The sequence below is a fragment of the Devriesea agamarum genome, assembly GCF_900070355.1.
GTDB lineage: Bacteria > Actinomycetota > Actinomycetes > Actinomycetales > Dermabacteraceae > Devriesea > Devriesea agamarum.
Genome location: NZ_LN849456.1, coordinates 2253113 through 2268849, shown reverse-complemented (window position 1 = coordinate 2268849; position 15737 = coordinate 2253113). Strand labels below are relative to the sequence as shown.

General features: G+C 60.8%; 13 protein-coding genes. 8 read left to right on the top strand and 5 right to left on the bottom strand.

Going from position 1 to position 15737, the window contains the following annotated elements; genetic code table 11:
- Positions 1 to 1608: a polysaccharide biosynthesis tyrosine autokinase gene (locus BN1724_RS09610; protein ID WP_058235180.1), complete on the bottom strand. Its 1608-nt coding sequence runs from the start codon at positions 1606 to 1608 to the stop codon at positions 1 to 3.
- A gap of 236 nt (positions 1609 to 1844) precedes the next feature.
- Here BN1724_RS09610 and BN1724_RS12965 point away from each other — a divergent pair, with 236 nt between their 5' ends.
- The gene (locus BN1724_RS12965; RefSeq protein WP_157085851.1) at positions 1845 to 2006 is read left to right on the top strand and encodes a hypothetical protein; all 162 of its coding nucleotides are present in this window, start codon (positions 1845 to 1847) and stop codon (positions 2004 to 2006) included.
- Between the two features lie 93 nt (positions 2007 to 2099).
- Here BN1724_RS12965 and BN1724_RS09605 read toward each other — a convergent pair whose 3' ends face one another.
- Positions 2100 to 3845 (bottom strand): pyruvate dehydrogenase, encoded by a 1746-nt coding sequence (locus tag BN1724_RS09605; protein WP_058235179.1) that lies wholly within the window; start codon positions 3843 to 3845, stop codon positions 2100 to 2102.
- A gap of 311 nt (positions 3846 to 4156) precedes the next feature.
- Entirely contained in the window at positions 4157 to 4696 is a 540-nt protein-coding gene (locus BN1724_RS09600; RefSeq protein ID WP_058235178.1) for a TspO/MBR family protein, read from the bottom strand.
- A gap of 801 nt (positions 4697 to 5497) precedes the next feature.
- On the opposite strand from BN1724_RS09600, the gene BN1724_RS09595 reads away from it, so the two are divergent.
- Entirely contained in the window at positions 5498 to 7015 is a 1518-nt protein-coding gene (locus tag BN1724_RS09595; protein ID WP_058235177.1) for a C1 family peptidase, read from the top strand.
- Positions 7016 to 7045: 30 nt separating this feature from the next.
- Positions 7046 to 7645, top strand: a complete 600-nt coding sequence (locus BN1724_RS09590; protein ID WP_058235176.1) for a hypothetical protein — start codon at positions 7046 to 7048, stop codon at positions 7643 to 7645.
- A gap of 61 nt (positions 7646 to 7706) precedes the next feature.
- Here the strand turns inward: BN1724_RS09590 and BN1724_RS09585 are convergent, their stop codons facing one another.
- Complete coding sequence (locus BN1724_RS09585; protein ID WP_058235175.1) at positions 7707 to 8615, bottom strand: LysR substrate-binding domain-containing protein; 909 nt, start codon at positions 8613 to 8615, stop codon at positions 7707 to 7709.
- Between the two features lie 164 nt (positions 8616 to 8779).
- Between BN1724_RS09585 and BN1724_RS09580 the strand changes: the two genes are divergently transcribed.
- Both BN1724_RS09580 and BN1724_RS13205 read left to right on the top strand, forming a co-directional pair.
- On the top strand, positions 8780 to 9490 hold the full coding sequence (locus tag BN1724_RS09580) for an aspartate/glutamate racemase family protein (protein ID WP_058235174.1): 711 nt from the start codon (positions 8780 to 8782) through the stop codon (positions 9488 to 9490).
- Between the two features lie 71 nt (positions 9491 to 9561).
- The gene (locus tag BN1724_RS13205) at positions 9562 to 10068 is read left to right on the top strand and encodes a glutaredoxin domain-containing protein (protein WP_197671786.1); all 507 of its coding nucleotides are present in this window, start codon (positions 9562 to 9564) and stop codon (positions 10066 to 10068) included.
- A gap of 28 nt (positions 10069 to 10096) precedes the next feature.
- Here BN1724_RS13205 and BN1724_RS09570 read toward each other — a convergent pair whose 3' ends face one another.
- On the bottom strand, positions 10097 to 11641 hold the full coding sequence (locus tag BN1724_RS09570) for a family 4 glycosyl hydrolase (protein WP_058235173.1): 1545 nt from the start codon (positions 11639 to 11641) through the stop codon (positions 10097 to 10099).
- A 187-nt stretch (positions 11642 to 11828) separates the two neighbouring features.
- On the opposite strand from BN1724_RS09570, the gene BN1724_RS09565 reads away from it, so the two are divergent.
- From BN1724_RS09565 to BN1724_RS09555, 3 genes are all read left to right on the top strand, one after another.
- On the top strand, positions 11829 to 13025 hold the full coding sequence (locus BN1724_RS09565; RefSeq protein WP_058235172.1) for a carbohydrate kinase family protein: 1197 nt from the start codon (positions 11829 to 11831) through the stop codon (positions 13023 to 13025).
- 159 nt (positions 13026 to 13184) lie between these two features.
- Positions 13185 to 14582 (top strand): serine hydrolase domain-containing protein, encoded by a 1398-nt coding sequence (locus tag BN1724_RS09560; RefSeq protein ID WP_058235171.1) that lies wholly within the window; start codon positions 13185 to 13187, stop codon positions 14580 to 14582.
- 170 nt (positions 14583 to 14752) lie between these two features.
- Positions 14753 to 15730, top strand: coding sequence for a CPBP family intramembrane glutamic endopeptidase (locus BN1724_RS09555; RefSeq protein WP_084252949.1), 978 nt, complete (start codon positions 14753 to 14755; stop codon positions 15728 to 15730).
- The last annotated feature ends 7 nt before the right edge of the window (positions 15731 to 15737 follow it).

Below are 15737 nucleotides of genomic sequence, written 5' to 3'. Positions count from 1 at the left end.
TTAAACCTCGGTGCTGTCCGTACTGGGCCGGGCATGGGTGGCTCGCGCTGAGACATCGGCACGACGTCCGCTGGCCCGACGATGCTCCGATCCGGCCTCTGCGGCGAGAACTGGTTCCACCTCGGGAATCACTTCAACATCGGTTTCCGCGTGGGAATCGGATCCGCCCCGCTTGCGGCCTGAGCCTTTAACGTACCCGGAGCCGTAACCGTAGGCACTGTAACCGTAGACGCCATAGCCGTATTCGGCGTCGCCGTACGCGAGACGTTTCACGAACTTGGTGGAGGCCTGGTTGATGACCGCGCCGAGGACTTTGGCGTCCACGGTGCGCAGCTGATCCACCGCACGCTTGAGCACTTCGCGCCGGGCTTTACCGGCTCCGATCACGAGGATGGCGCCGTCGGCGTGGCGGGCTAGCAGCACACCGTCGGTCACGGGGAGGATCGGGGGCGCGTCAATCACGATGAAGTACTCTTTGCGCAGTTCGCGCAGCAGGGATTCCATGCGGTGGGAGCCCAGCAATTCACTGGGGTTCGGCGGGATCTGACCGGCGGGCAGTACCTGAAGGTTCGGCACGTTCGACGGGATCAGGCAGTCGTCGAGCCCTGCAGCGCCGGACAGCAGCTGGGTCAGTCCGAGAGAGCCGTCGAGTCCGAATTCTTCGTACACGACGGGGCGACGAAGATCGGCGTCGATCAGCAGGGTTTTCTGCCCGGACCGGGCGAGCACTCGGGCGAGGTTACCTGCCACGGTGGATTTACCTTCGGCGGGAATTGCCGAGGTCACGACGATCACGCGGGGAGGATTATCGACGTTGAGGTACCGCAGGTTTGTGCGTAGTTTGCGGATCGATTCTTTGACGGCGAAGTGGGTGGGCTCCGGCAGTGCTTCGCCGGCGGAGCGCTTCATATCTTTCATTGCTGGCATCACGCCGAGCACGGGAAGGTCGAAGTGGCTGGAGACGTCTTCCACTGACCGCACGCGGGTATCGGAGCGATGTAGCAGCCAGGCGATGGCGTAGCCAAGCACGATTCCGACGATCAGACCGACACCGAGGTAGCTCTTCAAATTTGGCGACACGGGGGCGCCGGGGGTCAGTGCCGTCTGATATGGAACGAGCGCCACAATCGGTCGTGCATTGGGATTGTCGCTGCCGACTTCCAGTTTCCGGGCTTCAGCGGCGGCTGACTCTACGGCCGCGTTGGCGATATCGCGGGCTTGCTCGGGGGTTGCTGCCGGGGCCGTCACCGTGATCACGGGTGCTGACGGCGCAACCGTCACACTCAAGGATCCGGCGATAGCGTCTGGGCTTGCATCGGCCAGGTCCAGCCGCTTAACAATTCCCTCACCGACGGCACGGGTGGTGAACAGCGGGAGGTAGGACTGTGCTTTGTCCTGCTGGAGCTGCATATTGCCGCTCGCCTGGGTCACCGGGTTACCGTTGCTGTCGGTGCCTCCGTTGGCCGAGACGTAGCCGAGGGCGCTAGCTTGATAGACGGGCGTGCGCAGGGAAAACATCCCATATGACGCCGCAAGGCACACGATTATCGAGCCGATCAGTATTCCGATATGACGCAGCGTCAATCGGAAGAAGTCTTCGATGGTCACGGTCGCCCTATCTCCTTGAGGTCAGCCTGGCGCCTTCACGCCATCGGCGTGACGCTTCTTAGGGTGGGGATGGCACCAAACGGCGTTACAACGCGTTTGACCTCATTACTCTACCGATCTCCGCGCAACCGTACAGTCGCAAGGCCCATGATTTCGCACACCAAACAACGGGCTAAATCACTCTAAGCCCGGCAGCGACCCGGTTTTCCTTAACGGACCGACGTCAAGTGGGACGCATGGAACATCTTGACTCCGGTCGGGGCGCGCTCGCTTTTGACGTTCAGCTCGCGCCCCGGCCAGCCTTTTCGCGGCGTATTCTCGGCGACGTCCTCGGCGACGTCCTTGACGGCATCCTCAGTGCGAAAGCCCTGGTCCGCGGTTTAGGGCAGGAGCCCTGATCCACGTCTTAGGCAGGAGCCCTGGTCAGCTTCTCGTGGCGAACCATTGCTTTTCACGTAGGGAGGCTGGCTCTCGCTGAGGATTGCTGCTTGTCACCGAGGAATATTGCGAATGTTCGAGCGCGCCATGTCGAGCATCTTTCCGACACCGCCGGTCAACAGGACTTTTGTGGATGCCATGGCGAAACCGCGGATCTGTTGGGCGGTAATCTTCGGTGGCATGGAGAGTGCGTCGGGGTCGGTTACGACGTCGATCAGCATTGGTCCGGGGGTATTCAGGGCCGCTGCGAGCTCATCCGGTAGGCGTTTGGGATCGGTGATCCGCACGGATGGAATCCCGCATCCGTTGGCGATGGCGGCGTAGTCGACGGCGGCATGGTCGGTTTCGTAGTCGGGGATGCCTTCGACCAGCATCTCTAGTTTGACCATCCCGAGGCTTGAGTTGTTGAAGACTACGATCTTCACAGGTAGATCGTGCAGGCGTACGGTCAGGAGCTCGCCCATGAGCATGCCGAGCCCACCGTCGCCGGACATCGATATGACCTGGCGTTCGGGATGCGAAGCGGCAACCCCGATGGCCTGCGGAAGGGCGTTAGCCATGGTTCCGTGATGCCAGGAGCCGATGACGCGCCGATGTGGTCCGGGGGTGATGTAGCGCGCGGCCCACACGTTGCACATTCCGGTGTCCACGGTAAATACGGCGTCATCGCGGGCGAGGTCATCGAGCACACTCGCGACATACTCGGGGTGAATGGGCTTCATCTTTTCGACGTTGCGGGTGTATGCCTTCACGACCCCTTCTAGGGCTTTGCAGTGCTCCTTCAGTTTCTTGTTGAGGAAGGAGCGGTCCGCTTTTTCGTGTACGAGCGGCAGCACCGCCTGCACCGTGAGCGCCACGTTGCCGTGTATCCCGAGCTCTAGGGGAACCCGACGGCCTAGCCGAGAACCGTCGGTATCTATTTGGACCACTTTGGGTCCGCCGTTGGAAGAGGGAAGGAACTCGCTGTACGGGAAGTCGGTACCGAGCAGAATTAGCAGGTCTGCTTCATGCATAGCTTCGTAGGCGGCACCGTATCCAAGCAGTCCCGACATACCGACATCGAAGGGGTTGTCGTATTGGATCCATTCTTTGCCGCCGAACGCGTGGCCGATGGGTGCCTTTACTTTTTCTGCCAAGGCGAGGACTTCGTCGCGGGCACCGCGGACCCCGGCGCCAGCAAATAGTGTGACCGTCCGGGCCTCGTTGATCAGGTCTGCGAGTGCGCCTACGCCTGAGGCAGTGGGTTGCACTGTGCCGAAATCGGTAACGAGGGTGTGGCCAAATGGGGCGTCCACTTCTTCGTCGGCGATATCGCCGGGCAGGACCATGACCGAGACCCCTTTGGTGGCCAGCGCCGTTTGGGCGGCGATGTGGAGCATGGTTGCTCCGTGGGTTCCGGAGTTCACCATCTCGCAGAAATTCGAGCACTCGTCGAAGAGTTTTTCGGGGTGGGTTTCCTGGAAGAATCCGGTCCCGATCTTTCCGCTGGGGATGTGCGAGGCGATGGCTAAGACTGGGGCTCCGTCGCGGTGGGCGTCGTATAGGCCTTGGATGAGGTGGGTGTTACCGGGACCGCAGGATCCCGCGCACACTGCCAGGCGCCCGGTGATCCGTGCTTCGGCTCCTGCGGCGAAGGCTGCGGCCTCTTCGTTGCGAACGTGAATCCATTCGATGCCGTCGGTGGTGCGGACGGCATCGACCACGGGGTTTAGGGAGTCTCCAACCAGTCCGTAAATGCGTTTCACGCCGAGATCGCGTAGTTGGGTGACGATGAGACGGGCGAGTGTGGTGCGTGCCATGAGGCGCTGTTCCTTCCTCGGCGCGCTGGTGGAGCGCGCTGATCGTCTGGCATCCGCGGCATGGTCTTTCGCTCATGGCGTGGTGCGCACTGGGCGCATGACTGATGCGGAGCGAATGCGACTGGTCGTCGGAGCAAGCTTTTGTTCTTAGACGGTACGCCTCAGAATCTGCAAGCTTTCCGAGATCCTGCTGAATGCATTCCCGTAGGTTCCACCCGGCGTCGGCCAGCATCCGAGCCGGCCAAGCAGCACCGAGTGTGTATGCGGCTCACACTCAAGGCGCATACATGCCGACCGGATCGTCTGGGCATTTAGCCGGAGTGAGAGTCCGCATTTCGCCGGGTGATGTCATGGGTCAGGTATGCAGCAAAAGCCGTCCACGCGGCATAGGGAGCCAGCAGAACCCCGCGCCCGGACGACGCCGCACCCACCCGGCGCACCAGATCCGCGGAGCTTGCCGCCAGCACTACCGATTCCACCCGGGCTGCGCGCAGCTTGTGCGCCCCGAAGAACAACACGCTCCATCCGGCATTCAGGGCGAGATTGGCCCCTAGCGCCCGAGAAAACGCGCGACGTTCTTTATCTCGGCCTTCGCGATCGAGTTGGTTTAAAGTGCGGGTCGAGGTCCAGGCGATGGCGCCGTACAGCCCGGTCCACACCACCGGGAATGCGATCCGTGGCGGCTGCCAGGACGGCTTCTTCAGATTTCGATACCAGTGCCCGTCCGCATCGGTTACCGCAGTTCCGATTCCTGCTGCGGCGGCCACTGCTCCGGTGGTCAACAACGCTGTCACCCAGGGACGCCGGGAGGATCCATGGCGGTTCTTGGATTGCTTATTTCGCAGCTTCATGACGCGCTCCTTACGATACGGGCCGCACAGCGCACAGCTGGCGGCGTGTACTCGACCGAGAAGTGGCCGGGGCCAGGCAACTCGACCATAGACAGCCCAAAACCGTCTATCTAGATCCCTCGACCGTACTACACCCGTGTGATGTACGACGCATCTAACGGACACTCCCCCCCCTGTAGAGCTTGACAACCAAAACCGACAGGCGTCCTCACATCCCCCAACAAAGAACAAACCAGCTACTTACTGCTAATAGCGCAAATAGTTTCACGCACATCACGGTTGAAAAATGCACGACACTCTAATTCCTGTTTGATACATCACCACCAATTGGCGGTTCACCCAACTTTGACTAATGCTGCACATAACGAGGAAAAGGTCGTTCTATGCACATTTAGCAACCATCCTCGCAACCGGGCTCACGATGCGAAACATGTCTCATCTCAACACGTTACCTAACATCAAACGCTCTAAACCTCCACGTCACAAATTGCTCACACTCGTAGATATCGTCTTTTCGCAGGCGTACTTTAGTGCCAAAAACTTCCGAACTTTGGGCCGGTTTTCGTGAAGTAGATTCCGTCGTACCCTCTATTTCATAGAGAGCCCTCTCCCACCCAGTTATCCTCAAAGTCATACACTGGGGAATGCCCATTATTTACCTCGAAATGGAGGTCTTATTTAAAAAATAAAACATCCCTCGTGTAAACCGTGTCCCGCACTCTGTGTGCTATATACCGTAGAGAGCGCACCGCTGCGCGAACACCCGATGTCCCCACTTAAAATCTCGCTGAAGGAACCCCAGTGAAGAAAACCCTAAGGTCCACCGCGCTGGCTCTGGCCGCATCCGGAACCATGATCGCGTCCGGACTGATGCCTATCGCCGCGTCCGCCGACCAAGCAGTATCACCCGTCAAAGACGCCAACCATAAAGCCCAGGGGGTCACGCTTAACGCTGTCAACCCCAAGTTCACGGCTGAAGTCACCCGGATGGCTTTGTCCGGGCAAAAGTCCAGCTTGGCTGGCACCGATAAAACAGCAGCTCAGCTGACCCGTGAAGGCAAAGGCGCTGCGGCTATCCCGAACCCCGTCACGACCGCGACCTCAGCAACCAGAACGCGCTCCGTGACCGCGACCAAAGACCTGCCTGAACGCTACGATCTTCGCGAGCACAACAAACTCACCCCCGTCCGCAACCAAGGACCAAACGGATCCTGCTGGGCCTTTGCCGCTATGGCCACCGCCGAATCCTTCCTCATGCCCGGCGATCCTGAGGACTTCTCCGAAGCCAATATGCGCAACACCCACGGTTTTGACTGGGGACCCGAGCAGGGTGGCAACCGCAGCATCTCCACCGCCTACCTGGCGCGATGGAGCGGCCCGATCGCTGAAAAAGACGATCCATACCAGCCCAAGAACTTCGTATCCCCCAAGGGCCTGAAGCGGGTTAAGGATCTCTACGAAGCCGAGTACGTTCCCGATCAAGGCAGACGCGGTACGAACCTCGATCCGATCAAGGAAGCGGTGTACACCTCGGGCGCCGTGGAGACCACCATCAACGGCAACGAAAATGGCGTCTTCAACCGGAAGACTGCTGCCTCGTACAACCCCGGCTACGGTCAGTCCAACCACGCGGTAGCCATCGTGGGCTGGGACGACAACTACTCCGCGTCGAACTTCCTGCAGGCGCCCCCGGGAAACGGTGCCTGGATCGTCCGCAACAGCTGGGGCGCGAACTGGCCCGGCAGCGATAAGGGCTACTACTACGTGTCCTACTACGATGCGTTCGTCGGCCAGAACAACGTCGTCTACAAGACCCGCAACACCGGTACCAGCGACAACATCTTCCAGTACGATCCGCTGGGCATGACCTCCGGCGCATCCTTCGGAAAGACCAGCTGGTTCTCGAACGTGTTTAGCTCGGATAAGAACCAGTCCGTCAACGGCGCTGGATTCTACACCACCGAGCCGGGCGTCACCTACGAGATTTACGTGAACCCGAAGGTGAACGGGTCCCTGATGAACAGCAACCTCAAACCGGTTGCAAAAGGCACCATTAAGGATGCCGGCTACCACGTCATCAACTTCAACCCGGTCCCGGTCACCGGAGGCTCCTACTTCGCACCGATCGTGAAGGTCACCTCTCCCAGCGGTCGGGCCTCTATCCCGCTCGAACGCCCGGTCTGGGGATTCGCATCGCGGGCCACCGCGCAGTCCAACCAGAGCTTCGTGAGTGGCGATGGCAGCCAGTGGTCGGATGCCACAAGGAACTGGTCCAACACCAACGTGGCGCTCAAGGCCTTCACCGTCAACGCACGCTGAGTCTAGATCGCCATATACTCAGGAATCACGATGAAGCATCAGACTATGTCGCAACGCTCCCTCAACAAATCGATCAACCTCAACACAGGTTCGACCAAACCAGTCCGCCGGGCTGCTGCCACGGCACTGGTTCTGTTGGCCCTTGCCACCGGTTGCTCGGCGCAGGGAGAATCACCGACGCCGTCACCAGCGAAGGACACAGCTCCGGCCGCCACGGAGAGCACTAATCCTGCCCCCGAGGAAGGGACCAAACCCGCCCCTACGGTGTCTGGGCCCGCACGCCTCGGAAAGGATGTTCCCGTGGACTCTAAGAAACCAGAGGGCGCCGCACGAGCCTTCGTTGAAGCGCTGATGCGCAACGACGCCAAGGCCGCATGCGGAAGCTTCACCGCCCAAGCGCGCCAACTCATGGATGAGGTGCCTGGCGGATGCGAAGGACTCTACGGGCGTCAAGGGGAGTCGGGGCCATTCGCCGCGAGCTCCATTGACAAGATGGAGTTCAGGCTTCAGAAGCAAGGCGATGGTCGAGCCCTCGTGACCGTCAAAACCGATGAAAAAGATGCGTTAGCGGTTCCGTTTCACATGGTGAAGCAGGGATCCAGCTGGCTCATCGACAAAATCGGCGACTAACTCATAGCCGATAATAGCCGGGGGTGAGGTCCTGATCAGGACCTCACCCCCGGTCTTTGTCTCAGCTGGCTTGGCGGCTGTGGTTGCGGGCCGCTTCGCCCAGGGCCGTTTTCAGTGCCGCCACGGCAGGGATCCGTTCAGCTCCCGGACGGTGCACGAGGCCCAGCGTCCGGTTGCTCAGTTCCGGGAGCGCCCGAAATGCCACGCGGTCACAGCGGTAGGCGTCGAGCGCGATCGCCGGCAGGAGCGCAATCCCCGCGCCGTGGGTGATCAGGCGCTGCACAACGTGATAGTCGTCGGTGGAATGTCGGATACGCGGGGTGAATCCGGCATCGCGGGCGGTCTCCAAGAGGTGGGCTCGGCAACGTTCACACCCCGCAATCCATTGCTCGCTGGCGAGGTCGCTCAGACGCAGCCCGTCTTTGTCCGCGAGTGGGTGATCGGCGGGCATCGCAAGCAGCACCGGATCGTCCATCAGTTCCGTCCATTCCAGCGTCCCCTCGCATTCGATGTCGGTGCACGAATAGCGGAAGATCACGGCGAGGTCGAGCTCGCCACCGAGTAGACGAGCAATCGCATCGGGCGGCTCAAGTTCATCGAAGGTGATCTCGACCCCGGGGGCATGGGAGGAGACATGCGCAATCGCGGGGGGAAATATGGTCGCGGCGGCTGATGGGAAGGCGGCAAAGCGAACACTGCCCCGGCGCAAGGCGAGTAAGTCTGCTATTTCTTCGTCGGCAGTGCGCAGCTGCGCGGCAATAGCTTCTGCATGAACATGCAAACGGCGTCCCGCTTCAGTGGGGGTAATACCTGAGGAGCTTCTCAGCAGGAGTTGCGTCCCCACCTCCTTTTCCAGCGCGGTGAGGTGCTGACTGACGGCGGGCTGGGTCCACCCCAGTTCACGTGCGCCCGCTCCGATGGAGCCGTTGCGCACAACGGTACGAAAAATAAGAAGACGTCGAGGATCCACACGGATATAGTACCCCGACAGTCAAAGGTATTGCTTATGTATGTTTCAAGTATTACAGGTATTGCTAAGCGGGCTGTCGTCGGTCACGATGGATTACGGACGCGCGATCTTGCACCTAGACCCGCCGTCCGCGCAGGACCCACGTGCATCCCGAAAGGCAAACCATGCGCACCATCGGCATCATCGGCGGAATGAGCTGGTACTCCACCATCGAGTACTACCGCATCATCAACACGATCGTCGCCCAAGAACTTGGCGGTCACTACAGCGCCCCGATCTTGCTCGAATCCCTGGACTTCAAACCAGTGAGAGCATGCCAAGTCGCCGAAGACTGGCCCGGAGCCGAAAAAATACTCGCCGATTCTGCACGCCGACTCGAACAGGCGGGCGCTGAGACCGTCGTCATCGCCACCAACCTCATGCACCGCACAGCCCCCGCCGTCCAAGCCGCCGTCACTGTTCCACTCCTTCACATTTGCGATGCCATTGCTGCTGTAGCGCGTCGCAAAGAGGTCACCACCGTCGGCGTGATCGGAACCAAATGGGTGATGGGCGAGACCTTCTACACGGACCGGCTAGCCCAGCACGGCATCACCACCCTGGTACCTCCCGCCTGCGAACACGCCGACATTGACCGGGTCGTATTCGACGAACTCACCAAAGGCACCGTCACCGATGCCTCACGCGCCTACTACATCCGCATGATTGAAGGTCTCAAAGAACGCGGTGCCCAAGCCATCGTTTTGGGCTGCACCGAAATCGAGCACCTGATTACCGACGAATGCTCTCCGCTGCCCATCATCGACTCCATGCACTCCCACGCCGAGGCATGCGCTGACTTCGTGCTCGGCCGTTGGGACGGCAACCCGCACTAAACCCACCGGTTTCGGCTTCCCCTCGCAGACTCGCCCTTTTGCCATTCGGATTCGCCGGTTACGCTTCGGCCATGACCGCTTCTTCCGAGTACCACGACCGTTCTGCGTCCGCACGCCGTGAATCCTCGTCCCACTCCATCAGGCGGTGGGCTCGATCGCTCGTGTTCATTGCGCTTGCCATCGTCTTCGGGGTTCTGCTGTTCCGCATGCAACCGGTTGGCGCCATCGTCGTGGCGGGCTTTTTCCTCTTCATGTCGTACTGGGTATCCCCCGCGCACCGAAGCCAGCACACCCCGCTCGCCCAGGCCATGGAGCGCAAGGGCCCCCACCACGCCATCATCTTGTTCCAGCCTGCATGCCCATACTGCAACCGCCTACAGATGGCGCTTCGCGGTACCCGCAAAGACGTCACCTGGGTAAATATTTGGCAGGATGACGAGGCCGCAGCCTATCTGCGCTCCATCCAAAACGGTAACGAACTGGTTCCCACGGTTTTGGTGGGCGAGCGAGTACTGACCAACCCATCTGTTAGCGAACTCTTAGATGCCCTCGCGGAGGATGGGCCAACCTCCGCCTAAGGGGACGGCTGTTCTCGGCGCAGTGCACCTACCCCAGGTCACGGGGGCCAGTCGCCGTATGCGACGTCGATGCAGACCGCAGCAGTGCCGCAATCTCCGGGTGCCCCTTTTCATACCCCTCCAGCAGAGCGCGTCCCAGCCGAGGAGAATCCACCAGCGGATGACAGGAAAAACCCTGCCAGGCACGTTCGCGATCACCCGTGAGTGCGGCGTGCATGATGAGCCGTTCACTCGCCCGCAGACGAGCCATGCGCCCTAGGTGATCGAGCCTCACCGGCCCCACCGCCCGCGGATGGATTCCATCAGCGTCCACATCGCACGGCACTTCAATGACCAGGTCGGCGGGCAGTTCGGGCACAACGCGGTCGCCACCCACTGGACTAGCGCTGCGGGATGACCCGTTATCGCCCAGTGAACCGTCAGCAAAACCCAGTGAACCGTTAGCGACGTCGAGAATCATGCGGGCTTTCTGCCCCGTCGCGATGGCATTCATGAGCCTGAGCGCAACCTCCTGATAGCCCCCTCCCGCGATGTCTTCCTCACGACGTTGCTGATCCTGCTCACGGGATTCGGCCATATAGGTGGCTTCGCGCTGGCGCAAGGTGCGCCGCCACAGCGACAGCGGGCTATCACAGCACCCACCAGCCAAGACATCATCAGCCACACCGGCCTGACCAGTATCGATGCGCCGGGCAACGGCGTCGTAAAAATGTCCTTGCTGCGCGAGCAGGAACTCGCCGCGAGTAGTGTCAGCCGCCGCAATCCGCCGGCGCGCATCCTCGGCGAAGAGGTAGTAATACAGATATTCGTTGGGTAGGGCGCCCTCGGCTCGGACCCAGTCGGCACCGATGAGCCGCGCCTCCTCGATCGCATCCAGGGCAGCGTCGTCCGCAATAATCCCGGGGAGGGCATCGGCACCGTCAATCCGAACCCCGCGCAGCCATCCCAGGTGGTTCAGGCCCACATAGTCATAGTCGATCCGTTCGGCTTCAGCGACGAGGTCCAAGTCCAGCAACCGCACAACCCGGCGCACGAGTCCAATCGGAGTGTCGCAGATACCGACGACGCGGTCGCCGAGAACGGCCTGCATCGCCTCGGTCACGATGCCCGCGGGGTTCGTGAAGTTTATGACCCACGCATTTGGTGCGCGATTCGCGATGGTCTGCGCTAGGTGGTGGGCAACCGGGATGGTGCGCAGGGCGTAAGCGAGCCCTCCGGGGCCGATCGTCTCCTGCCCCAAAAGCCCGAGGTTCATCGCCACTCGTTCGTCCACAGTCCGGCCCTGAGCGCCACCGACCCGGATCGCACAGAAAATAAAGTCCGCTCCTGAGACGGCGTCGTCAAGGTCAGTGGTGGTGCGCAGTCGCGGGGCCCGTGCCGGTTCGGGTAGCTCGCTGATCACGCCGCGGATAACGTGTTCGATCGCGGTGAGTCGGCGTTGGTCGACATCGTGCAGAACTACGTCATCAATCCCCATACCTACGCCGGTGCCGGGGGTGGCCGCCCCGCGAGCAACGGCTTCGTACACCAAGGGGACCCTGAATCCTCCGCCGCCAAGAATTGTCAGCCGCATGGTCGTGCACCTCCGAGTGGATAGGAGACCGTCGAGTGGACCCGGCTGGGCGCTCATCTCCACGATAGTCTCCGCGTTACCCCCAATTCCCGCCGAATGCGCAGTCGCCGCGAGTGATCACCGCACTCATCAGGGCTTCCGCATCACCGAGGACCGTGCCAGGATGTTTTGCAGCGAAGGAGTCGCCATGCATCCGTTGCCGCCATCGCCCAGGCAATCCACCACCCGCCATGAGCCCGAGCACGACGAGGAGTTTTGTGCCGCGTGTTGGTCGTGGGATCCCCTCGCTCAGCAGCGTAAAGACTCCGATCCGCCGCTCGATGTTTTACTGTCCGGCACGATTTTCTTCGACATTGTTTTTACCGGTCTCGACCGGATGCCGGGGCCTGGAGAGGAACTGTGGAGCAAGGGGTTGGGATCGTGTCCGGGAGGAATTGCGAATCTCGCCACCGCAACGGCTCGTCTTGGCCTGCGCACCGGTCTTGCCGCGGGTTTCGGCGACGATGCCTACGCGGACTGGATGTGGGATACCCTGCGCGACCAAGAACGCATAGATCTCAGCGCGTCGCAGCGGTTTAAAGATTTCCATTCCTCGCTCACGGTGTCGATGGCTTACGGGGGTGATCGAGCGATGGTGACGCATGGGCATGATCTTCCGTCCTCGCTCACCGCAAATATCGCCCAGGCGCCCCGAGCGGCGACAGCTTTAGTGGATTTAGCCGGGGATACCACCTGGTGGCGAGAGCTCGCGCATCGCGGCACGCGTATTTTCGCGGATATCGGATTCGATGAGACTGATCGTTGGGATCCCAGCGATCTCGACCCTTTGGAACATTGTCATGCGTTCACGCCCAACGCGGTGGAAGCTATGCGCTATACGCGCACCGACAGCCCGGTCTCTGCGGTACGGGCACTCTCTCGCCGTGTTCCCTTGGCGATTGTCACCGACGGTGTTCACGGGGCGTACGCCATCGATCAGTTGAGCGGTGAGGAAGCGTTTTGCCCGGCGGTTGCGGTGAATGCGATTGACCCCACCGGGGCGGGCGATGTGTTCGCAGCTTCGATCGTTCTCGGCACGCTTGCGAACTGGCCGCTTGATGAGCGTCTCCGCTTTTCCGCGCTGTGCTCTGCGCTCGCTGTGCAGCAGTTTGGTGGGTCGCTCGCTGCGCCCGGCTGGGGCGATATTTCTGACTGGTGGCGTTGCGTGAGGGATCGCGCTCAGGCGGGTGATCTCGACGCGCTGGCTTTGCGGGCCCAGTATGGATTTCTCGACGATATCGTGCCGCGGCACCGGGTGCAGGGTGTGCGTCGTGCGGAGGGAACGTTTGCGCTCGCTTCAGATGCCGGGCATGGGGCGATGTCACACGGGGGCCGCAACTGCTAGCAGCCTGTCTCGCGCTGACATGTTTCCGGGGTTTTCTGCGACACGCAAACAAATGAGAATGAATATAAATATCTGAACGTTTACTTCCTGTTAAACGTCATTTTCATCGACGTTAATTCACAGCCAAGTCCTCACGAAACTGACCGTAAAATTGACCACATGGAAGGTCAGCCCATTTCCAGAGAAGCCGCGGTCTCCGCTTGCGACTACATCCCTCGCTGGGCCGAGATTCGCCGTCAGGCATACCGCTTGCCCGGCCTACAAATTGCTGTCTGGTACGACGGCGACGTCATCTTGGACGAGGCCCAAGGAATCGCCGACCTCTCAACCGGCACACCGCTGCGTACCGACCATCGATTCCGGCTGTCCGCCCACACAATGTGCGCAACCGCCGCCCTCACCTTGATGCTGTGCCAGGACGGCCTGCTCGAACTCACCGACCCGGTACGAACGCACCTTCCGGAAACCGATGGCACAGCGTGCGGCGATGTGATCCTGCTGGAACTGATGACCCACATGTCAGGGCTCGCTCGCGATGGGCACGACGCCCGCTACTGGAACATCGAACGGCCGTTCCCAGACATCCACGAACTGATGCAGTTCATGACCTCAAAAACCGCCCGGGTCATCCCCCGCTACGCCCACTTCAAATTTTCCAACATCGGATACGCCCTGCTGGGGCACGTCATCGAGCGGGCCACCGGGTCCAGCTTCTCGGAGCTGCTGTACGAACGCCTGCTATGGCCCCTATCCATAGAAAACATCACCGCCGACGCAGACGAACGCGACGCCCACATCCTCGCCCGAGGCCACACCTCCACCGAGTTCGACGAACCCGCCCACCCCATCGAACATGTGTCGGCAGGTGCTCTCACTCCGGCGGTCGGCATGGCCGGAACCGCCGCCTCCACCGCAACCCTGCTCGGCAACCTCATCCACAATCAACGGTTGACAGTATCCCTGCACCGACGCCTAATGACCTACCGTCACTGGACTTTCGACGAGAAAAACTTCTACGCCCTCGGCATGCAGGGAATTGAAGAACCCCGCTGTTTCGGACACGACGGAATCCACCCCGGACACACGGGCCGCACCTGGGTACTCAATGACAGCCCCCTGGCGGTCACCGTGTTCACAAATACCATCACGCGGGCAGTTGAAGAAATAGCCCGCGGCATTCTCGATATCTTTAATATCGCCGCCGGCAGCGGCCAATGCGTGGGAGCTTTAGACCAACAGTCACTGAAGATGGCCCAACGCGTCAGCGGACGCTACCGCAATATGTGGGAGACCTCCGATCTGATCGTTCTCGGTGACCGCCTATGGCGCATCAACCCGTCTCTTGTTCGGCCCTCTTATCGGATCGAACAATTAGAAGTAGTTGACGACGAATACCTGTTACCACTGTTGGACAACGGCTACGGCTACCACGGGGAACTTGTGAGCTTCGATGACGTCGATGGACGCCCATACGCCATGCACGAAGGGGCAGAAGTCAAAATCGCAGACGAGTTCTTCTCCCTCCCCGACAGAATCTGCCTCCCGCGCTCACTCTAGAACGAGAATAAAGAAGGTCATCGACGCACACCCCAGGTGAGGTACCGAGAATCCCACCGGCCTCAACCCGAAGTCGTATCATCCCTCATCGGGGCATACGGTGTGTCCACAACCTCACCTCTACACATCGCGTTCCCTTGTTCCCTGGGTCCGCATTGCGGAAGGTACCAATGATGACCACAGCCCACACCCCCTCGCAGGCGATGTCCGAACATCCCGCAACCTGGCGCGGGATCATCTGCTTCACGATTCTCTCCATGGGCCTGGCTTGGCTGGTCTGCCTGCCTCTATGGCTGGGCGACGGTTTACTCAGTCCCCTTTTCTTGTTTGTCGTAACGGGCATGATGTGGACCCCGGCAATCTCAGCGGTTATCGTCAGCCGATTTGTCGATGGCGAACGTCGCTGGTGGCGGACACTCGGATTGGCCGTTCCCTACCGCGGATGGCGCAGACTTCTGCTCGGGTTACCCCTGGCATGGGTGATCTTTTTCCTTATGGCGATCATCGGGATAGCCGCAAGTGTTCTGGTCGGCACCTACCGCCCGGATTTAGAGCACTTTTCGGGGATGCAGGAGGCGTTAAATGCCCAGCTGTCGGCGGCTGGGCAAGCGGCTCCGCAGCAAGCGCCTGCCCTAGCCATCCCCATGGGCATAGTCGTCCTCGGAAGCATTCTGGGCTCCACGGTAAACGCAGCTATTAGCATTCCCGTCACCCTGGGGGAAGAAATCGGGTGGCGCGGCTATTTGTTCCCGCAGCTGCGCAAGCTCGTCGGTCCGCGCTGGGCGCTTGTGATCAGCAGTGTGATCTGGGGGCTGTGGCATGCGCCGCTCATCCTGCTCGGCTACAACTATCCAGATTCGCCGCTACTCGGCTTAGTCATGATGTGCATCTTCTGCTTCGGCATCGCAGCGGTCTTAGTGGCGTTGAGAGAACGAACTGGGAGCATCTGGGCCTCGGCCTACGGGCACGGCGTCGTCAATGCGGTTGTCCCCGGCGCCATCATGTGGTTCTCCACCGCCGGCGACCACATCAGCACCTTGACCGCAACCTTGATGGGCTGGCCCGGGTGGATTGTGATTGCGGCCGTTGTGCTCATCGCCGTATATGGAGGCTTCCTGCGCCGCTGGTTCCCGCCGGTGCGACCTTAGGCCGTAC